This window comes from Paenibacillus sp. Y568 (assembly GCF_059445545.1).
The window spans coordinates 1-21659 of record NZ_JCAIUM010000029.1 but is presented as its reverse complement, the minus strand read 5'-3'; the positions used below and the strand labels follow the sequence as shown (position 1 = coordinate 21659).

Genomic DNA, 21659 nt, shown 5'->3' with positions numbered 1-21659 from the left:
TTGGTATCTCCATCATAATGGTCTCCCTCACATCGTTCGTATACTTAGCCCTAAAGAGTCATCAACTATACCTTAGTGTCCCTTCTCCAGAATTTTCACGCCACATTCACTATTTGCAAATTCCAAAGACATATTTTTATTTAGAAGAAAACTACCGTTGTTATCGGAACCAACTATACACTCTGCTCCCTCTACCAATGTAATTTCGAAATAATTATGTGCTGCAAATAACTTCAACTTTTTATTTCTCCAGACAATTTGAGTAGTAACTGAGTTCCAGTTGTCAGGTATTCTTGGCCTTACTTTCAGAGAATTAGAATGATTCTCCAATCCAAAGAAGCCATATAACAGAATTAGCCATGCTCCTCCGTAAGACGCGATATGTAAGCCATTATTATAATTTTCTTTCGGATGAAAATCTAAATTGAACCGCACAGATATTAAAAAATATTTATAAGCAGTTTCAATCATTTCATTATCAGCGGCCACAATTCCAGCATGAGTGGCACTTAACGAAGACTCATGAGTCGTCCTTGCATCATAGAAATTAAAGTTAATTTCCTTATCCTCTTGCATGAACTGATCCCTTAACATGGACATTAACATGATTACATCGCACTGCTTAATGATTTGAGTGCCATCACCCGAAAAGCTCAGTGATTTTTCTACCAAATCTTCGTCCATTATCGGTCTTCCGTTGGAATCATAATCTGATATTTTTTTATCTTGAAGCTTAAAATATCCATCAAATTGCTCAATTACCCCTTCACAATTTCTAGGAGAAATCTTCAAATTGGAGGACACGTGCTCCCATTGTTTGAGTTCCTCATCAGAAATCCCAAGATCGCTAAACCCTTCTGCTGCTTTTTGCACTAGCTTACTCGTTTGCTCAATACACCATTTAGCTAAATAATTCGTATAAAAGTTGTTATTGATATCTATATGATATTCATCTGGACCAATCACATGGTTTATGGAATATACCTGTGCCTCATGATCCCATTCTGCAAGACTCACATTAAATCTACTAATTTCTATAAGTAAGTCTAAATGATTATCAATGAACTCTTGATCACCTGTAATCGCTGCGTATTCAATCATTGAGTATGCCACATTTGAACTAATATGCTTGACTAATCTTCCTGTCCATTCTTCGAAGTAAGTAGCTTTCTCAAAATGATAAACTCTAGTTGGTCCGCCTGGCTCTCCATCAATATCTGATTCCTCCGACCATCTAACTCCCTTGTAGCCAGTAGCTTCAGCATACTTTCGAGCGCCTTCTTTAGTATCGACGCGATGCATTAAGAGAGAACGAGCCTGATCAGGATAGTGCCAACTAAAGAATGGAACTTTATATAAGTCAGTATTAAAGAAAAAGTGTCCATGATGGTATTCACTACTTAGCCCTCTGGCCCCAATATTTTTGATACATTCGTCATTCATAACCTGGAGCAAGTGAAAAGTGGAGAAAAGCAACCCTTGAAATGCCTTAAAATCACCCTCAACATTGATTGAAATATCTTCCCATTTTTTTGACCAAGTCTCTCTATGTTCTTCAAAAAGTCGATCTTTTCCACACTGAACAATTTCTCGGAGAGTTTGGTGAACTTCTTGTTGACTGCTTGAGTCAGAATCAAATGTGACATATCTTATAAAGGTAATCGACTCTTCTCTCTTTGCTTTAAAAAGCGCATTCGTTCCAATCCGATTTTTTTCTATGAACGGAACTGCTTTAATCATTTGCTCTGATACAACCGACGAGGCAGTGTGCACTAGCTTTTTACTTCCTTTTGTCATTAGTGACAGAACACAAATCGAACCTTCTATGAAGTGTTCTTTTAGTTCTAAATGATACGATTTAACATTGTTGTCATAAAATCCGCCGTGATAAGAGTTACCACCTTCATAATTGAAAGCTAATTCAATCATGACATCCGCTTCATAATTCAAAGCAGTCAACTCCCCACTTACTATCGAAACATTCTGATTTCCATGAATAAAATAAGAATACTTATAATCTGTTATGCGTCCATTACTATCTTCAAACTTAATATCTACCTGAACAGTTGAATTTTTCATATCTAATATTCTTTCAAAATGAAGTATATTACAATGGTCAAAATTGATTGACTCTCCGTCGATCCGAAGTTTGATATCTAACCAACTGGGTCCATTAACAATATGATTAGGAACAGACAGCCCATAATCATACAAATTATAATAAAAAGCCCCCGGTACAGAATACTGGCTATCAAACTCAATCGTGGATCTTAAACCTACGTAACCATTTGAAAGAGTAAATATTGTCTCATAAAACGGATGCTGCCCGCTCTCATAGGATTGTTGCTTTATAATGTAAGGATTCACAAACAAACACCACTTTCTCAAATGAATGTTTAAACACCTAGTTTATTCAATAAATTTGTTGAAGATAGTTTTTCACCCTTGGTAAAGAGAGTATCTCCGCCAACCTCTCTAATCGCCTTTGCTTCTGAAATAAGATTTTCATTAGCATCAGATAACGTATAATCCGGGCCTTTAACATAGTAATTCGGTTTAATAATCTTGAGGGTTTCTACGGCTGTTGGCCATTCATTTAAAGCAACATAATCGACTATTTCCAGACTCGATACCGCTTTCAAACGAAGTTGTTCTGAAAAAAAAGGCCTATTATTACCCTTGTTGATGTACTGATCTTGGGTCACAGTAACAATAAGAACATCGCCGAAAGATTTTGCCTCTTCAAAATGCCAGATGTGACCAATATGAATTAAATCAAAACATCCATGACAAAGAACTACAGTTTTACCTTCAGATTTCAATTTTTCACATAAGATTGAGAGCTTAACTATGGTAGTGATTTTTTTCGTTCTCAATACACTTCACTCCAGAAACTTAAGATATAGTCATTCTCATTTAAAATCGAAAGCTAATATTATTTATTCTAGTATCAAATCTTCGATGTCTCCACTTGATAAATCGTTTGCACAAATATGAACATCTGTAGAAGTAGAACATGAATCACTTCTATTTTATATAAAGAGTGTATCGAATACACAGTATTCAACGATGTACTAGCCGTTTGGTTGTTGCGCAAACGTTTGAATTAAATTGCCAGGTTTACACATTATCTGTTATCTATAGTTCCTCTGCGCAATAGAGAACTAGCAATTACTGATATGGAGTTGTTTTAATAATATATTCTAATATATTCAATGATTCATTTATATCGCTCTCTGAATGAGCTGGCGTTATTGTTATTGGTTCAGGACAAACTGCTAACGGCATCAAAAATGCATAGAGACCTTTATCATATGCTTTTTCATAACATTTCATATGGTAATTTTTATTCCAAGTTGTCACCACATCACGGAAATTATGAAGTCCCTCGCTAGTACCTAAATGTGTTACGATTCTACCTGCATATCCAATGGAAGAACCTGGAACTCCATTTCTAGCAAAAATGTCATTAGCGCCGTCTACAAAGAGTTTGTTTAGATCATGAACTTTTTGATACAAATTTTGATTATCCTTCAAGTATGAGAGAGCGTGATATGAAGCAACCATTGTGTACACTCTTCCTGTGTTAGTTCCGCTAGCTTCAACATCCCCTAACGGTCTTAATACGTCCATATATTCTGATTTTCCAACAATTGCTGCAATAGGCATTCCACAACCTAGTATTTTTCCGTATGTAGCCAAATCTGGTGTTATGCCCAAATATTCCTGAGCACCGCCTAATCCACCTCTAAATCCAGACATAACTTCATCAAATATCAAAACAATATTTTTTTCTTTACACATTTGACGAACCGTAGACATAAATGCTGCATCAGGATAAATAACAGCCGATGCAAGGCAAATTGGTTCCATGATAACCCCGGCTATCTGATCTTCGTATTTTTCAATTACATTAATAAAGGTATCGGTATCATTGAATGGAACAGGAATGACCATCTCGCTTATATCACTGGGTATCCCACCGGAACCTGCAACCGCTTCCAATTGTCCTAGATCCATTTTCTTTCCTAGCCGATCTGAAGAATCCATTGCGAAAAGCATATAGTCATGCACACCATGAAAGTGACCTTCAAACTTGATAATCTTCTTTTTCCCAGTCTTACTTCTAGCCATTCTTATTGCAAACATAGTAGCTTCAGTACCTGAATTCGCAAATCTAACTTTTTCACCACAAGGAACTAAATCTGTAATCAATTCAGCTAACTTAACGTGATATTCTGTTTCATACTGAAAACCAAAGCCCATATCAAAAGATTTGTTAAAAGCTTCTCTTATAATTTCTGGATTATGGCCTAAAAATAATGATCCCCATCCCATACAAAAATCAATATATTTTTTTCCATCAACTCCATAAACATGGCTACCTTCAGCTTTACTAAAATGTTTAGCTCCAAATACAGCGAAGTTATTCCAACCTGAAGCAGCTCCACCAACCATTACTGCATTAGCTCTTTCTTGTAATTGATTTTCCATTTAAAGTAAGCACCTCTTTTACTTATTCACTATTTAATTACTAAGGGTATGCAGCTTTCCACTTGTCACAGAAGCGCTCAAGTACAGCTTTACCAGCTTGTTCATCATTTGCTCGGTACACCGATTTGAAGTCTTCACAGCATACGGTCATATTTTTCATAGTCTAGAAATCCGGTAAGCTCTGTTTCTAACAACTGATTCATAGCTGTTTCTAGATGAAAACGAAAAACTTCAGTCCCATCTTGTTTTGAGACTAGAGCTTGGACTAAATCTGTTGTAAAATGTTGTAAAATGATTCATAGGGAAGACCTCTTTTCTGTGAATTGTTGTGTGGTAACTCAATTCTACAAGAAAAGGTCCTACTTTTTCTATTTATCTTTACACATATAATATATTCCGAAAATCCCAATAAAGCAAATATTTAAATATATTAACCATTATTCTTATTTGTAAAATATAACAGGAATAATATTGTATTTATATATAACAATAATAGTTTCAATAGGAGTTTGTTAGGTTTTAGTTGAAGAATACGGAATAAATAAGAGAAAAGATAGTCGAGTATGGTCATAGCCCCGCAAAGTAGACAGTAGTTAAGCGGCGATCGCTTCACGGTATTCTACCGGGGAGAGTCGCCTAATTTTTTCTGGAATCGCTCTTTATTGTAATATTCAATGTGTTCGGCAATGAGTCTCCGAGCACTTGCCTCACTATCTGGCTCGTGTAAATAAAGCTTTTCCGCTTTAAGATGGGAAAAGAAAGACTCGACACAAGCGTTATCAAAGCAATTTCCTCGTCTCGAATGGCTTCCTTTAAGCGCATATTCTTCTAATAGACGGGCATACGTTTGCGTTGTGTATTGAAACCCTTGGTCGGAATGTAGAAGCGCTTCTGGTGCATCCAACTGCTTTACCGTGTCTAATACAAGTTGTAAATCATTGCGGTTGGATAGTTTCCAAGCTAGAGCTTCATTATTAAAGAGATCCCAAATTACAGAAAGATAGGAAAATCATGGCCAATTCGCACATAAGTAATATCTCATTTCCGTAAATTCACGATTGAGGACATTAGGAAAGATAACAGATGCTTTTCGACCAAAAGATGGACGTTTCTTCCGGATCACGGAACATATAGCTAGCTCTCTCATGAGTCGACGTACTTTTTTGCAATTCAGGGAAATCCCTTCCTTACGCAAAGCCGTCTGCATGCGATTGTAGCCAAAATGTTTGTTGCAAAGTAGAAGTACTTAGTTTTGCAGCAAAAGTAACTGGTTTTATATGGAGAGGTGGGTATGATAGGCTTGCTGGCCTCGCCCTTTCGCAGTGAATCATGCCCCATAGAGGCTCCATGTCAAACCTATGCATAAACCCTACTTGTTGCTGCATATTGACAAAAATTCATCGTTGCAATTCTCGGCACTTTTCGATTGCAAAAAACACCAAAATACGGTCGTAGTCGATGAATAGCTAAGAAATGCTTTCATACCCTTTTTATGCTTCAGAAAAATACTGCTACAGTTCCTAGGATCAAAACTAACTTCTATTTCTGTTTTACCATCAATACCATTCCCATTTCCATTTCCATCGAACCACCCCTCTTCCAGTCCAAGACTGCAAGTGTAATTAAGTGCTCTAAACTCAATTCCAAAACGGGTTACTTTCGCACGCTCTCTTGGCAATAAGCTGTAACGGAGTTCATTTCTACCTTTTTCATGCAGTAATCTTTTTCCCTTAGCCCAATTCCATACTTTTAAAGGGGTAAGCTCTACTTGGTCAGAGAACATCTCCTTGCTTGGAATATAGTCCCTACTCAAAGCGCTTTTGTTATAATTTATAAAGTATACAATCAGAAAACGGTTGAATTCTTCAATAGTCCAAGCCGATTCTCGGGCCGGATCATTATCTCCTCGCACAATTTGTTTTGCCTCAGTTGAACCAGATAGTAACTGTCTGATCATCTCATTACTGATATGAAAATTGACTTCTACAAATGGCTTCAAATCACCGCGATAAGACGGAGCATTTAGTACATCGACCTGGAGGTTTACAAATCTCTCTGAGAATTGTGCCTTTAGCTCTCCGCGATCACCAACTAAATATTTTGGCAAGTAGTGGCATGGCCACTCTTCTTCACTAATATCAATACCAAAACGCGCACAATTCTCCACTTTACTAGTAGCTGCATTCTCAATCGCTAACATTGCCTCGAACCATGATTCCGAAGCCAGGCTTACGTGGTAACCCACAACCATCCTGCTGAATACATCAATCACTACATACAACGTGGGTTTTCCCAAAATTGTCTTTCTGTCAAAGGAAACCAAATTAATATCTGATCGTGTTGCATCCACTTCAAATACAGCTCCTACACAAGAGCCTCTTTCTGAGGCATTCCCCTGCATAGGTCGAACATCCATCGTTGCTCTGCGTTTTCCATGTTTATTAGAATAACGACCAGCGGCAGTAGTGTTGTTTTTATACCAATAACGAAATTGACGCAAGCTGGGACTTCTATCTACATCAACTATGGGAACCCTTACACCATATTTTCTATAAAATCCTCGTTGGTAGAATGTTTCACACATTCTTTCATGCGTTTTTGTAATGTTCATCCCCTTACGTTTATGAAAAATCCGTATAGCGGATATAAAATTTTCTTTGTCCTCATCAGTTACCATATGTCTATTTGTAGATACAGGTCCGGGTTTATTCTCGTAAACTCTCTGTATTCCAGGTACACCACAATCAAAGTAGTTATCTAGCAATCCGTTCATTGCCTTACCATAAAACCAATACTTTTTCAAATAATCTCGAATCACCTTCTTCGGTTTTCCAGAAGATAAATGTGCTTCATCTAAGAGTTCCCCCCTACTTTTAGATATGTAAATGTCCGGTTCTTGTAATACTATTTCCTTAATAATTTCCCACCTACGATTTCGATTCTCCTTATATTTGTCCAGATAATGATCATCAGGAGATAACAACCGCATGTCTATTTCTAGTTCTGTAACTCTGCTCTTCTTATCCCCTATTTCATTAACTAATTCATCGTATTTCATAAAATACGGGTATGACATATTTCGATGATCATCAATATTTAACACAACAATATTTTCCATTAATTCATCAATCCATAACACACGAAGTACTTCTATTGGTTCAAAATCATCGTTAAATCTTTCAATAATGGAATTTACAACAACAAACATGTTCAACCTCCTAATATCTAAGCCAAATTGATTAATTTCCCCGTTTTTTCAAGCTCGTAAATAGTTAATGGCTCACTTTCCCTAATAACCCGCTTATTCATATCAGTTCCCCACTTTTTGTTAGCCAGCATATGTTGCAAAATAAACATGCAAGTACCTCTCTCTAATTTATATGTCTGGTCCGTACGTAAGCATAGATTTGTTAGTGGGGTTTGTCCCTCATCTTGTAAAAATATCTCAAGCAATCCTTCTGATACAAGCGATACAAGTTCCTCATTCACCCCTGGCCGGGTATTAAGGTACTTTGCTTCCGCCATCCATTCCACGTTCTTCACAAGAAAATCAGGTATTTTATTTTCCGTAATAATAGTCCAATCAACACCTTGCTCAGCAAAGTATAATCTCTCAATTTCAAAAAGTTCAAGAGTACGATCATTCAATTGTTCACTTGGTTTTATGGTTCTTATAACGTCACAAAACCCCTTTTCTGTTTTTAACGTAAGTCTAAAATCAGTTGTCATTATTACAGGGATCCCGTCAATATTCGGATGTATTATTCCAAGTTGTTCAGCTATCTCTTTTGTTTTTTGAATAGGTAAAAGTGGCCACTGCTCACGAATATCAACTACCCCATCAAGCCATTCACAGTAAAAGAGATATTTTCGTTCGTATTCCGATAAAGTGTGGTGAATGCGACCTGTTTTCCAACCTTTATGTCGTGTTATCCATCCCTCCGATGCAACTTTATTATCATGCGCCTGAATAAAAGGAGTATAGTCTTCTCCTACACCTTGTCCTCGCCCCTTTTTCAGATAATTATTTTGCAACGTCTCTTTTCTTTGACCGCGTCTAGACATTATTATCCCCTTTCCTTGTCCATATTTAGGCCTATAGCGAGTGACTCGTTCATAGGAAACCTCCTTAATAAACGACTAATGGCTCCGCCCCTTTTTTTAAAAAAAGGGCGGAGCCATTAAAATTTAATTGTTTATGTGAGATCTTGGAAGTCTTATCATAATATATATATCAATTATAACCTAAAAAAATTACAAATTAACACTTCTTAATTGTGATCATCTCATAAAGATTGCCGATCCCTCCTCTATTCTCACAAATCTCACACACAGCGAAGCTTTAACTCATGTCCCTACACACTCACTTCCTCACTATAAAAAACTAAAAGACTGATGTGAGGCACAAGGAATTCGAAAAATATCCCGATGAAAAATCAAAAAAATTACGTAAGTCTAGAGGAAATGACAGGGTATGGGCAAAATTTTGAAGGAGAAATCATAGGTAGTGATTGTATAAATACCTGATACAACAAAGGATTCGGGGCGTTAATGCAATAAATACGAAAAAGAGCGTAAAAAAGCCGAGTGATAATCAGAAAATAATCTGATTATCACTCGGCTCAGCAGGATACTTTATGGGGTAGATGGAAACTCAATTTTTTCTACATCTACACAGATACTAACTTTGTTGTAAAGGTACCAACACTAGTGTAAAGACACTAACTATAATGTTAAGGCACCAACTTTAATGTCACCAGACACCAGACAACGACCGAATCAACCCTCTTACTCCACAGTCACGCTCTTCGCCAAGTTACGTGGTTTATCTACATCATTACCACGAGCAAGTGAAGCATAGTATGACAGCAGTTGTAGAGGCACTACAGACAATGCCGGACTTAGGAGTGGTAATGTCTTAGGAATAGCAAATACTTGGTCTACAGACTTCAGTAGGGTCGATACGTGCTCTTCATACGTAATGGCCATGATATCTGCTCCACGAGCATTTACTTCCTTAATATTGCTCACTGTCTTTTCAAGAACAGATTCTTGTGTAACTAAAGCAATAACAGGAATTCCTTCTTCAATTAATGCTAGAGTTCCGTGTTTCAATTCACCTGCTGGATAAGCTTCAGAGTGAATATATGAGATTTCTTTAAGCTTCAAAGATCCCTCTTGAGCAACGGCAAAGTCTACTCCACGACCGATGAAGAATAAATGTTCATGGTGTGAAATCTGTTCTGCATAAGCCTTAATAGCTTCGGATTGCTCCAACATACTATCTAATTGTTCAGGCAATGCTTGCATAGCTTGAATGATTTCTTTAACAGCTTCTGTAGTCTGTGTCCCACGTACTTCAGCAAGATACAATCCGAAGAGATAAAATGCGATCAATTGGGAAGTATAAGCCTTAGTCGATGCTACTGCGATTTCAGGACCAGCTAATGTAATAATGACATCATCTGCATCACGAGCGATCGAGCTTCCTACAACGTTAGTAATAGCTAATACATGCGCCCCATTAGCCTTCGCCTCACGTAGTGCTGCAAGTGTATCTGCTGTCTCTCCAGACTGGCTTACAACGATCACAAGCGTCTCTGGTGTCACGATAGGTGAACGATAACGGTATTCTGAAGCGACATCGTTCTCAACAGGAATACGTACCAATTGCTCAATCACATTACGTCCGACAAGACCCGCATGATAAGCTGTTCCACAAGCGACGATCTGTATATTACGTATATTTAAAATTTGGTCATGAGTCAGCTTCAACTCTGGAAGGATTACCTTCTCACCCTTAGCATCAATCCGTCCACGCATAGTGTCACGGTACGCTTTTGGTTGTTCGTGAATTTCCTTCAACATGAAGTGCTCAAAGCCGCCTTTTTCTGCTGTTACGGCATCCCAATCGACATGAATCATTTCCCGAGAAATAAAATTCCCTTCAATAGTCATTAATTCGACGGAATCTTGTGTCAATACAGCCATTTCACCATCATTCAGGATATACACATTACGCGTATATTGGAGAATTGCTGGAATATCAGAACCGATAAAGTTCTCTCCATCTCCAAGACCAATGATCAGTGGGCTAGCTTGACGAACTGCAACGAGTTTATCTGGCTCATACTCCGTTAATACGCCTAATGCGAAAGCACCACGCATAAAGGTAATCGCTTTTCGCACAGCTTTAACAATATCTCCATCATATTCACGAGCAATTAGATGAGCAATAATCTCAGTATCCGTCTCAGATTTAAACGTATGACCTTCACGGATTAACTCTTCCTTCAAATCCAAATAGTTCTCGATAATACCGTTATGAACAACGGAGAACTTTTGGCTCTCGTCCATATGTGGATGGGAATTCGCATCAGATGGTTTACCATGAGTTGCCCAACGCGTATGGCCAATACCTGCTACTCCAATTAATGGATCATTCTCGAGCTTGGCTTCCAAGTTAACCATACGTCCTTTTGCTTTCACGACTTCAAGACCCTTATCTGTAAATACCGCAATTCCTGCAGAATCATAACCTCGATATTCCAGCTTTTTAAGACCCTCAATTAGCACCGATTGCGTATTCTTATTTCCAATGTATCCGACTATACCACACATATATAAAATCCTCCCGTTCACTTCTGCTCTATTTTTAGAATAAAAGTGTACGAGTCCACTGTGCGGCACGTACAAGAATGCACGGTAAATGTATTTAATTTTCAAAAGTTCATTCACAAATGTACATTCAGGTTCCATACCACTACTTAAGCTCTCGCACACTTATGATTATATAATTGCTACACCCATCGGTACGTTGTATGAACAGTCGCCCGCTCGTTTTCCGTTATCCAATTCACGGCTCTGGTGTATCACCGGGAGGTCCCCGCCGAACATTTCGAACACCTCCACCTCGTCAACTTGAGCTGCCGTTGTCGTCAGGAGCCCGATACAGATCAATCATCTGGATCTTCGTCCATCTTACTTCCCGCGCTAGCCAAGTTCTGGCGCTTTTCAATCTTAAACCCTACGATCCTCACTCTCTATATTTGAATGACATCCGTTTATTATATGCATGTTAACCCGATTTGGCAATATAAATAGAAAACATTGACCGTAGTCCCATATTATATAACCTATGGTGATGCCGAAGAAACTTTATAAAACTAGTCTCATCGACATCAAGGTGTACCTATCTATCTTGCTTTCTTACACCAATTCCCGCTTCACTACCTCAACGATATCTGCTACATAACGATCCAAACTCTCTTTATCTGGTCCTTCAGCCATCACTCGAATCAATGACTCAGTACCTGAAGCTCGTACAAGAACTCGTCCGTTATCCGCTAACTTCTCTTCAATGGATGCCACAGCTTCTTGAATTGCGACATTGCCTTCATAATTGCTCTTGTCTTCCACGCGAACATTCACCAATACTTGTGGATATTTTCTCATCATCATCTTAGCTTCACTAAGTTTCTTACTGGATTGTATTAAGGTATCTACTAGTTGGATCCCTGTAAGAAGACCATCACCTGTCGTATTATAATCTAAGAAAATAACATGACCAGACTGTTCTCCACCTAAGTTGTATCCACCTCTGCGCATTTCTTCCATCACGTAACGATCGCCTACTGCTGTTTTGGATGTTTTAAGTTCTAACTTCTCAGCAGCTTTATAGAAACCGATATTACTCATGACCGTCGATACAATCGTGTTATCATTTAGTTTACCGCTTCGATTCATTGATTCTCCACAAATACATAGAATAAAGTCACCGTCTATTTCTTCTCCAGTATCATCAATAGCGATCAATCGGTCAGCATCACCATCAAAGGCTAATCCAAGATCAGCTTTATGATTCAATACTTCCTGTTTCAACTTCTCTGGATGTGTTGATCCACAGTGATCATTAATGTTCAGACCATTTGGTTCCGAACCTATTGTAATTACCTCAGCACCCAGATCACGGAATAACATTGGTGCAAGTTCAAATGCCGCGCCATTTGCGCTATCCAATACAATCTTGAGTCCAGTAAAGGATTGGGTAATTGTTGTCTTCAAGAAATCTAGATACTTATATTTAGAATCATTATCTACAATGACATTTCCTAAATCCGCTCCAACTGGGCGTGGCAATTGATCCACCTCAGCGTCCATTAATTTCTCAATTTCAAGCTCTGTTTCGTCAGAAAGTTTAAATCCATCTCCGCCGAAGAACTTAATGCCATTATCCTCAACTGGATTATGTGATGCAGAGATCATGACACCTGCATCTGCCTTTAATAGACGTGTTATATAAGCTACAGCTGGTGTAGTCACTACACCTAAACGAATAACATGTGCCCCGATAGATAATAAGCCCGCTACTAAAGCAGATTCAAGCATATGTCCTGAGACTCGAGTATCCATTCCAATCACGACCGTTGGTTTATCTACATTACCCGTAAGTACATATCCACCACAACGTCCAATGCTATAAGCCATTTCAGCTGTTAACTCAATATTAGCAATCCCACGTACGCCATCAGTTCCGAAATATTTACCCATAATTTTCTCCTTTATATCAACTCATGTAACCCCGAGTTGTCTCCCTTTTTTGTCCGTTTTACGGTAATTTGTTACTTTCGTCTCCATTAGTTTCCCCAATGGAAGAATTAGAATTAGTGGAAGCATTAGATTGATCTACACTTGGATCAGGAGTTTCCTCTGGTTCAGGTGTGGTTGTCACAGGATCTAAAGGCGGATCTGGTTCATATATCTCTCCAACTGGTACATCCGGTGGTTCTTTACCGTCTGTAGGTGTCTTATCCTTCACCTCAATCGTAGCCTTCATCACATCTTCACTAGCAAATGATGTGAATTGAGGAAGAGTAACATCTAGAGTTACTTCCTGAACGCCTGCTTTTAAATTTGCAACGTTTGCAACCACTTTTATATCTTTAGCATCTAGACTCTTAAGTTGGGAATATGCCCCTTTAAGAGTCAAACTAATGGCCTTAGGTTCCACAATCGTTGCCTGTTTATTTTCACTTGCACCTTCAACTTCAATAGGAATATTATCTATTGTGATCTGATCTACAGATACGACTTCTACTTCCACATCCACAATGCTTGGTTCTATTTTCTCAATACCCGAAGGTAGATCAAGATTAGCTTTCAGTGTAAACTTACCTGCTTTATCAATTTGACTCAGATCTACCGTTGCGGCATTATACGCCTCAATTGCTGCTAATGCTTCTTTGGGGCCATATAATTTAACTTCTTTCACATTAGAAACTACACTAGACAGTACTAATCCTTCGGGTAAATTTTCGGTGTATTTAACTTCCAGTGGCACTCTCTTGAAGGATGCAGATATTGGTACTTGTACCGATACCACGGAAGGTTCGATAATAGCATTCTTTACCTCTTGCCCTTTAATGTCCAGAGCAATCAGTTTCACCTTTTTCTCACGAATTGTTTCTTTACTCCCATCAAGATCAATCGTTCCCTGTACCTTCACTACACTTAATAGTTCACTATCCGGTAATGTAACCTGTACAGCACTAGGTTCTATTGTCATTTCACCCATAACATATCCATCAGACTGAGACCCTGTCGTTACAATGGTTACAGGGAAGGTGGCATCTGTTCGTTTTTCAATCGTGATCGTAACCTTCGATGGCTCCATAGACACCAGTTCAACGCCTGATGGAAGTTCGGATGACAAAGGTACCGTATAGGTACCTTCCTTTACATCATGAAGATCTAATATAACTTTATAATCGTCATTGAAGATCGATGTAATCGCAGATCGTTTGCCCTTAACTTCCATTCTGACCCGATCAATATCCACCGAACTTAACTCATAGGAAGTGTCGTCTAAGCCAGATGGTTGTATTTTGACATTTTCTATAATAGTGGTATCCATGGCCGTAGTAGGGGTTGGTGTAACATCCTCAATATGGACCATACCCCACAATAGAACACTGACGGCAATCGCAAGAATTTTTACTACCGTGTTGTTCTTAATCCATCTTTCCATTTTTGCCGCCCCCCTTCCGTTTCCAGAATGCAGGACGTTTTTCTTTTACACTAGACCTTGGACGTAATTCCTCATACAACTTCGATATCAGTGACTCCTCTTTAATATCCCTCACCACTTGACCATTCATTGCCAATGAGATCTGTCCCGTCTCTTCCGACACTATAACAGATATGGCATCGCCTACCTCACTTATCCCTATTGCAGCACGATGACGAGTTCCTAATTCCTTACTGATAAAAGGATTCTCTGACAGCGGCAAGTAACAAGCTGAAGCAGCGATTCTATTCGACTGGATTATCATCGCACCATCATGCAAGGGTGTATTAGGAATAAAGATGTTAATGATCAGTTCAGAACTAATCATCGAATTCATGGGTATACCCGATTCAGTATATTCATTTAATCCTGTCTCACGTTCAAAAACAATTAATGCACCAATTTTTCTGCGTGATAAATAATTCACAGCTTTAATCATTTCGCTTATTAATTTAGTGAACTCTTCATCTTCAGCAGAACTTCGCCCGAGAAATTTACCTCGACCTAATTGCTCTAATGCTCGTCGAAGCTCCGGTTGAAATATAATAAATATGGCCAATACTCCAAAAGTAAACATCTGATTCATGAGCCACTTCAGCGTGTACAGATTTAACCAAGTACTTAGTGCCCAAATAATAACTAGAACCAGAATTCCTTTTAACAATTGAATTGCCCTGGTACCCCTTACCAACAAAATAGCGTGGTAAATGATATATGATACTATAGCGATATCGATAATATCCTTAATGGAATCGCTCCAAGTGATGTCGGTGAAATAACTCATCCAAAGGCCCCCGTTTATTCCCTTTAATAATATTATGCTCTCACTATATAATGTCCCTAATGTATAGGTTATAACGATCAACCTCATGATGCAAGCGAAGGTTATATAAATTTGGACAAAATGGGTAATCTCAACAAAAAAGGTGCCATCTTTGTGTAAAAGAGGCACCATAACGTCCTGTTACCTTTAAATCACTAACGGTAGGCAACATCCGAGAAAACATTAGAGATTTTGTACCAGATCCAATCTACCGCTCGATCGACATTTTTTACTTGTCCAGAAATATGTGCAGTTGATGCTCTGAACAACGACCCGTCAATCACAGTCAAATTCCCTTGTACTTCCCCAAATACCTCTGTCTTCCCGTTCTCTATCGTTAGATCGCCTGAAATCGTTGTTCCTTCAGGTACAATGACTGTATTCCCTTTAATAACTACTTCATCCAAATCGCTTCCTTGAACCAATAACTGTGTATCTTGATTAAAGATATTAACAGCACTGAACAGCATGATTACAAGAAATAGAGCTGCCGCTGTTGCTGCGGGATGCATTTTCATCCATCTAACCCACACTTGTTGCTTCTTATGTTTGGGCATGATACTCATAATGCGATCCGTTAACTCACTCGATGCAGAAGGAATATGGTGAGGAACAGAATACAGCATCATTTCTGTTTGCTCAAGTTCTTTAAAATCCATACGACAACTTGGGCAGGACAATAAGTGAGACTTTAGCATCAGTTGTTGTTCCTTGGACAAGTCATCGTCTAGATAATCATGCATTAAAGAGACGGCTATCTTGCATTCCATATGAGCCATTCCTTTCAAAAAATCTGTTAATTTCCCATTACCTATAACATAAGGCATAAGACTTGATAATTTACATACGTATCAATGCTAAAGATGTTTCATAATATAATGGGAAGTTTACAACTTCGGCTCTAATTTTTTACGTAAAAACTCTCGACCCCGATGAACACGTGTCTTTATCGTTGTCACAGGCATATCTAATACATCACTAATTTCTTGTAAAGACAAATCTTGAAGATATCTTAAGATCATGACAGATTTATATTTTGCTGGAAGACTCTCGATGGCATCGTAAATCAGCTGTTTTGTTTCTGAAATCATTAACTCACTTTCGGGGGTTCGATCATCACTTGGGATCAAGGAATAACCGTCCAGACCCTCCTGTTCGTTCATATCAGCGTCTAGCGAATATGTAGATTTTCTTTTCCTCAAACGATCAATACAGAGGTTGGTTGCAATACGATAAATCCATGTCGAGAATTTCTGATTAGGATCAAATCGATCCAAACTTTTAAATACACGCAAAAATGTCTCCTGAACGACATCCTCCGCTTCATGACGATTGTTCAGCATCCTATAGCCCAAATGGTATATTTTATCTTTATATAACTCAACAATTTCTGCAAAAGCCTGCTGATCACCATTTAGTGCAAGCTTCGTTAATCTATTCTCTATTTGGTCCAACATTATTCCCCCAGACTTGCTGATGGGTATCATAGGTTCTAATACAACATTAGAATAGTAATTCATGTCTGTCAAAAAAGCAATACCACATCTCTATTATTAACAAAAAAGACCAAATAAAAATCGAGGTTCCCGAAGGAACTCTCGACATGATATCTTACATTGTTCCAAAGTTTATTCAAAAATACATCAACCCGTATTTCGAAGTCCTGCAGCAATTCCGTTGATAGTTAATAATACTTCACGTAGTAGCTCATTGTTATCTTCGCCCTGATCGCGTAGTTCACGTAACTCGCTAACAAGCTGAACTTGAAGATAACTTAGTGGATCTACGTAAGGATTACGAAGTCGAATCGATTCCTGTATAACCGGAACATTATCAAGGATCTCTTTTTGTCCTGTTATTTTGAGAATAAGATCTGAAGTCAACTTGAATTCTTCTTCAATCTGATTGAAAATACGGTCACGATACGATGATTCTTTCGTCATATTAGCATACTCTTTCGCTATCAAGAGATCTGCCTTCGCAATAGCCAATTGTAACGTATCAATAAGTGTTGTGAAGAATGAGAAGTTAGAATACATATCTTGTAGAACCTTCAAGTTCTCTTCCTTATCCTGATAAAAGCTTTGTAAGCCTGTACCTGCAGCATACCATGCTGGAAGTAAATAACGACTCTGCGTCCACGCAAACACCCAAGGAATGCAACGTAAATCTTCGAATCGATCACTATTCTTACGTTTAGAAGGACGTGAACCAATATTAAGCTCTCCAACCTCTGGTAATGGCGTTGATTCCTTAAAGAACCTCAAGAAGTCAGGATCACGGAAGATCAGATCTTGGTACTTATCAAGAGAAACCTCTGAAATCCCCCTTACGATATTATCCCATTGCTCTTCTTGTTGTTCATAAAGATCATTATGAGGTGAGCGAGCATTAATAGCGGCTGTTATAAGGGCTGCTGTTGCTTGATCTAAGCTTCGGTAAGCTATACCTTGCAAAGAATAACGTGAAGAGATAACTTCGCCTTGCTCGGTTATTTTGATACCTCCACCAACGGTAGAAGCAGGTTGTGCTAAGATACTACGGTTCAGCGCCATCCCTCCGCGGCCTAGAGCTCCTCCACGACCGTGGAAGAATTTCAACTTCACGTTGTATTCATCTGCAGCTGCAGTTATTTTCTTCAAAGCAACACGTAGCTCCCAATTCGCTGTAACTACGCCTCCACCTTTGTTACTGTCAGAATATCCCAACATAATTTCCTGTAAATCATTCATGGCAGCAACGCTTTGTCGGTAAATAGGAAGATCGAGTACTTGTCTCATAATATCTGGCGCCGCATGAAGATCCTCGATTGTCTCAAACAATGGTACGGCTTGAAGAGTACATGTAACTGTCTGATCTGCATGTTGACAAAATAGGCCTACTTCCTTAGCGAATACCATCACTTCCAGAATATCACTAGCATCTTCGGCCATACTTATGAGATATTTCGTGATACAGTTTTTGCCGAATTCCTCTTGTGCCTTATACACGGTCCGATATACATCTAGACATTCCGTAGTACTTTCACTATATACATGATAAGGAGATGTAATAGGTCTTGGATCATTCAATAAATTATTCAGTAGAGTAATTTTCTCATCTTCAGTGAGTTGAGCATAGTTCTCCGAAATATTCATCTTTGCCAACACTTCAGTCATTGCATTCTCATGTTCTTGACTATGTTGGCGAATATCTAGAGATGCCGTATGGAATCCAAACAATTCAACTTGACGGATTAATTTCTCGATGTAAGTGTCTGCTACATAATCTGCATAGTGATGACGAAGACTTCGATCAATAATCTTCAGATCTTCAATAAACTCTGCAGGTGATGCATAACGCTCTGGTGTACCCTTCTTACTGTCATCTAGAACATTATTTACCTTCGCCATCATATGAACAAGTTTGATACGATAAGGTTCATTATCGTTATGCCATATAGAATTTTTGCTCAACGTAATCATGGACTGGTCGCGAAGAATCGATTCTTCTAGTTCACTTGAGATCGTAACAATAGATGTACTGAAACTTAAGTACTGCATGAATTCAGCCATAATGCGTTGATACTCTCGAACAGCTAACTTACGTTGCATACACAACGTCTGCCAAGTAATGTCAGAAGTAACGGATGGGTTACCATCACGATCTCCTCCAATCCAAGAGCCAAACTGGAGGTACGTTGGAACATGCCAGTGGTTTCCTGGGTAATATTTATCTAGACATCGTTCAAGTTCCAGATATACATCCGGAAGTACATGGAATAACGTTTCATGAAAGTAATACATACCGTTTCGAACTTCATCCAAAACAGTTGGTTTACGATCTCTTAATTCATCCGTTTGCCATAAAGTAATGACCTCATTCAGAAGTTTCTCTCTTAGTTGTTCCCGTTCACGGAAAGTAAGTGTTGGATTATCTAATAACATAACATCTTCAGAGATCCGCTTATGAATATCGAGTATTGCTCTGCGCATAGCTTCTGTCGGGTGAGCTGTCATGATAAGTTCAAGTGAAAGACCTTCTACAATATCCTGAACTTCTTCATATGTGAAATTTTGCTCTTTCAATTCTTGAATTGCGCCTTCAATAGAACCTGGTTGAACTGTTTCTCCTGCAGAACGCTCATAATCACGTTTTCTACGAATACGATGGTTCTGTTCAGCGATATTTACCAATTGAAAGTAGACTGCGAACGCTCGAATCACCTGATGTCGTGTATCCGGCTTTAATGTGTCAATCATATCCTTAAATTCAGCATATACTTCAGGCAAAAATACTGATCTCAAGGATTTGCTTGTTTCACGTATCTTCTCTACGATCTCTAATAGTTCATTGCCCCCTTGATGCACTAAGACTTCTCCAAGAATGTTACCAAGAAATCGTACATCTCTCCGAAGCAAGTTATTAGAGTTACTCTTACTAGTGGTAACCGTAAGGTCAGTCATGTTACTCCTCCCGTCTTCTCTGTTAATTGCTATCTATTTGTTCATACCTTCGTAATACTTCATAACATCATACAATAAATTAAAACTAAAATCTTTAATTTTCTTTAATAAGATTCAATTTAATTCTGTATTAATATTACCGTATGTGAATTTTGATTCATTCCCACATTTATAAATCTTAAATAAACGTATGTTTAATTAAGGTGATTTTTAATACCTAGTCAATACAAGCTTTTAGATAGCCTCATATTTATACATATACATCAATAAATTACCATATTTAGCGGGGTTAATCATACTGTTCAAATCAACCATACTAGTCTTTATAACATTTGACTTGAACATACATAGTAAATAATTCCTGAGTTACTCCGCAAGAATCAACTATGCAAAATATATATACAAAAAAATCCTTGAATATCAAGGATTATCGAATTTAAAATATGGAGCGGGTGATGGGAATCGAACCCACGCTATCAGCTTGGAAGGCTGAAGTTCTACCATTGAACTACACCCGCGAAGTAAAGAATCGGGACGACACGATTTGAACATGCGACCCCCTGGACCCAAACCAGGTGCTCTACCAAGCTGAGCTACGTCCCGAAATTATTCTTTTTGTAATAAAATGGTGCGCCCTAAGAGATTCGAACTCCTGGCCTTTTGATTCGTAGTCAAACGCTCTATCCAGCTGAGCTAAGGGCGCAAATGCATGTAATAAAAATGGAGCGGACGACGGGAATCGAACCCGCGACCCTCGCCTTGGCAAGGCGATGCTCTACCGCTGAGCCACGTCCGCAAAAAATATGGTGCGCGTGGAGGGACTTGAACCCCCACGTCGTGAAACGCTAGATCCTAAGTCTAGTGCGTCTGCCAATTCCGCCACACGCGCACACTTGTAAAAAATGGTGAGCCATGAAGGATTCGAACCTTCGACACCCTGATTAAAAGTCAGGTGCTCTACCAACTGAGCTAATGGCTCTTAATGGCTGGGAATATAGGATTTGAACCTATGCATGACGGAGTCAAAGTCCGTTGCCTTACCGCTTGGCTAATTCCCATTAATGGATCACTTATATTATCTCCAATATTACAACAATCACAATAAATGGTGGAGGCTGAGGGGATCGAACCCCCGACCCTCTGCTTGTAAGGCAGATGCTCTCCCAGCTGAGCTAAGCCTCCACGTTTCTAAAATTAAAATGGTGACCCGTAGGGGAATCGAACCCCTGTTACCTCCGTGAAAGGGAGGTGTCTTAACCGCTTGACCAACGGGCCATACTAGAATGAAAAACTTATGGAGCTCTCAACCGGATTCGAACCGGTGACCTCATCCTTACCATGGATGCACTCTACCTACTGAGCTATGAGAGCAATGGCTCCCCGAATAGGACTCGAACCTGTGACAACTCGATTAACAGTCGAGTGCTCTACCAACTGAGCTATCAGGGAATATAAGCATTCATGAGATAAAGCGAAGCGTATAATATGCATGTACACATATTTTACAGAATAACTGCTTGGCGGCGTCCTACTCTCCCAGGACCCTGCGGTCCAAGTACCATCGGCGCTGGAGGACTTAACGGTCGTGTTCGGGATGGGTACGTGTGGAACCCCTCCGCTATCGCCACCAAACGTGATTTTTCGAAGCTTACGCTTCTCGAAATCGCTGCGAGAAAATATCAGCCCCAAAAAGGACATGCAGCTGTATTCAAGGTTTAATCCTTGAAAACTAGATACGAATGAATTTGCAGTTCGAAACTTTCATTTGCTTCTGAAGCCTAAACTTCAGAATATTAGGATAAGCCCTCGACCGATTAGTATTGGTCAGCTC

At 38.9% G+C, this 21659-nt stretch carries 12 protein-coding genes, 11 tRNA genes, 1 rRNA gene and 2 pseudogenes; all 26 read right to left on the bottom strand.

The features are described from left to right. Positions 1-72: 72 nt before the first annotated feature. The 26 genes and pseudogenes from AC1D7X_RS24555 to rrf all read right to left on the bottom strand — a co-directional run bounded on the left by AC1D7X_RS24555 (position 73) and on the right by rrf (position 21460). Positions 73-2367, bottom strand: coding sequence for a glycosyl hydrolase family 65 domain-containing protein (locus tag AC1D7X_RS24555; RefSeq protein WP_495476316.1), 2295 nt, complete (start codon positions 2365-2367; stop codon positions 73-75). Between the two features lie 29 nt (positions 2368-2396). Next, positions 2397-2876, bottom strand: coding sequence for an adenylyltransferase/cytidyltransferase family protein (locus AC1D7X_RS24550; RefSeq protein WP_495476315.1), 480 nt, complete (start codon positions 2874-2876; stop codon positions 2397-2399). A 295-nt stretch (positions 2877-3171) separates the two neighbouring features. Beyond that, positions 3172-4494 carry an aspartate aminotransferase family protein gene (locus tag AC1D7X_RS24545; protein ID WP_495476314.1) on the bottom strand — a complete coding sequence of 441 codons (1323 nt, stop codon included), beginning with the start codon at positions 4492-4494 and terminating at the stop codon, positions 3172-3174. Positions 4495-4634: 140 nt separating this feature from the next. Next, positions 4635-4787, bottom strand: a pseudogene (locus AC1D7X_RS24540) (IS256 family transposase); the annotation flags it as partial. A 300-nt stretch (positions 4788-5087) separates the two neighbouring features. Further along, positions 5088-5719: pseudogene (locus AC1D7X_RS24535) on the bottom strand (IS3 family transposase); the annotation flags it as partial. Positions 5720-5863: 144 nt separating this feature from the next. After that, positions 5864-7702 carry a TnsB C-terminal domain-containing protein gene (locus AC1D7X_RS24530; RefSeq protein ID WP_495476313.1) on the bottom strand — a complete coding sequence of 613 codons (1839 nt, stop codon included), beginning with the start codon at positions 7700-7702 and terminating at the stop codon, positions 5864-5866. A gap of 17 nt (positions 7703-7719) precedes the next feature. Next, positions 7720-8559, bottom strand: coding sequence for a TnsA endonuclease N-terminal domain-containing protein (locus AC1D7X_RS24525; RefSeq protein ID WP_495476312.1), 840 nt, complete (start codon positions 8557-8559; stop codon positions 7720-7722). A gap of 723 nt (positions 8560-9282) precedes the next feature. After that, entirely contained in the window at positions 9283-11115 is a 1833-nt protein-coding gene (gene glmS / locus AC1D7X_RS24520; protein WP_495476311.1) for a glutamine--fructose-6-phosphate transaminase (isomerizing), read from the bottom strand. Between the two features lie 588 nt (positions 11116-11703). Then, positions 11704-13044: a phosphoglucosamine mutase gene (glmM, locus tag AC1D7X_RS24515; RefSeq protein ID WP_495476310.1), complete on the bottom strand. Its 1341-nt coding sequence runs from the start codon at positions 13042-13044 to the stop codon at positions 11704-11706. Between the two features lie 58 nt (positions 13045-13102). Then, complete coding sequence (locus AC1D7X_RS24510) at positions 13103-14521, bottom strand: CdaR family protein (protein WP_495458148.1); 1419 nt, start codon at positions 14519-14521, stop codon at positions 13103-13105. Beyond that, positions 14505-15344: a diadenylate cyclase CdaA gene (cdaA, locus tag AC1D7X_RS24505; RefSeq protein WP_495458149.1), complete on the bottom strand. Its 840-nt coding sequence runs from the start codon at positions 15342-15344 to the stop codon at positions 14505-14507. Before cdaA ends, AC1D7X_RS24510 begins: the two co-directional genes overlap by 17 nt. A 194-nt stretch (positions 15345-15538) precedes the next feature. Then, positions 15539-16153: an anti-sigma factor family protein gene (locus tag AC1D7X_RS24500; protein WP_495458150.1), complete on the bottom strand. Its 615-nt coding sequence runs from the start codon at positions 16151-16153 to the stop codon at positions 15539-15541. 117 nt (positions 16154-16270) lie between these two features. Then, complete coding sequence (sigW, locus tag AC1D7X_RS24495; protein WP_495458159.1) at positions 16271-16840, bottom strand: RNA polymerase sigma factor SigW; 570 nt, start codon at positions 16838-16840, stop codon at positions 16271-16273. Positions 16841-17026: 186 nt separating this feature from the next. After that, the gene (gene ppc, locus AC1D7X_RS24490; RefSeq protein ID WP_495476309.1) at positions 17027-19828 is read right to left on the bottom strand and encodes a phosphoenolpyruvate carboxylase; all 2802 of its coding nucleotides are present in this window, start codon (positions 19826-19828) and stop codon (positions 17027-17029) included. Between the two features lie 444 nt (positions 19829-20272). Next, a tRNA-Gly gene (locus AC1D7X_RS24485) sits at positions 20273-20346 on the bottom strand. Between the two features lie 11 nt (positions 20347-20357). Further along, positions 20358-20431 (bottom strand) — tRNA-Pro (locus AC1D7X_RS24480). A 23-nt stretch (positions 20432-20454) separates the two neighbouring features. Continuing rightward, a tRNA-Arg gene (locus AC1D7X_RS24475) sits at positions 20455-20531 on the bottom strand. An 18-nt stretch (positions 20532-20549) separates the two neighbouring features. Then, positions 20550-20624, bottom strand: a tRNA-Gly gene (locus AC1D7X_RS24470). Positions 20625-20632: 8 nt separating this feature from the next. After that, positions 20633-20717: transfer RNA gene (locus AC1D7X_RS24465), tRNA-Leu, on the bottom strand. A gap of 14 nt (positions 20718-20731) precedes the next feature. Beyond that, positions 20732-20807: transfer RNA gene (locus tag AC1D7X_RS24460), tRNA-Lys, on the bottom strand. Positions 20808-20811: 4 nt separating this feature from the next. Beyond that, positions 20812-20886: transfer RNA gene (locus tag AC1D7X_RS24455), tRNA-Gln, on the bottom strand. A gap of 48 nt (positions 20887-20934) precedes the next feature. After that, positions 20935-21010, bottom strand: a tRNA-Val gene (locus tag AC1D7X_RS24450). 18 nt (positions 21011-21028) lie between these two features. Continuing rightward, positions 21029-21103, bottom strand: a tRNA-Glu gene (locus AC1D7X_RS24445). A gap of 20 nt (positions 21104-21123) precedes the next feature. Further along, positions 21124-21199 (bottom strand) — tRNA-Thr (locus tag AC1D7X_RS24440). 2 nt (positions 21200-21201) lie between these two features. Beyond that, positions 21202-21277 (bottom strand) — tRNA-Asn (locus tag AC1D7X_RS24435). A 66-nt stretch (positions 21278-21343) separates the two neighbouring features. Next, positions 21344-21460, bottom strand: a 5S ribosomal RNA gene (gene rrf / locus AC1D7X_RS24430). Between the last annotated feature and the right edge of the window lie 199 nt (positions 21461-21659).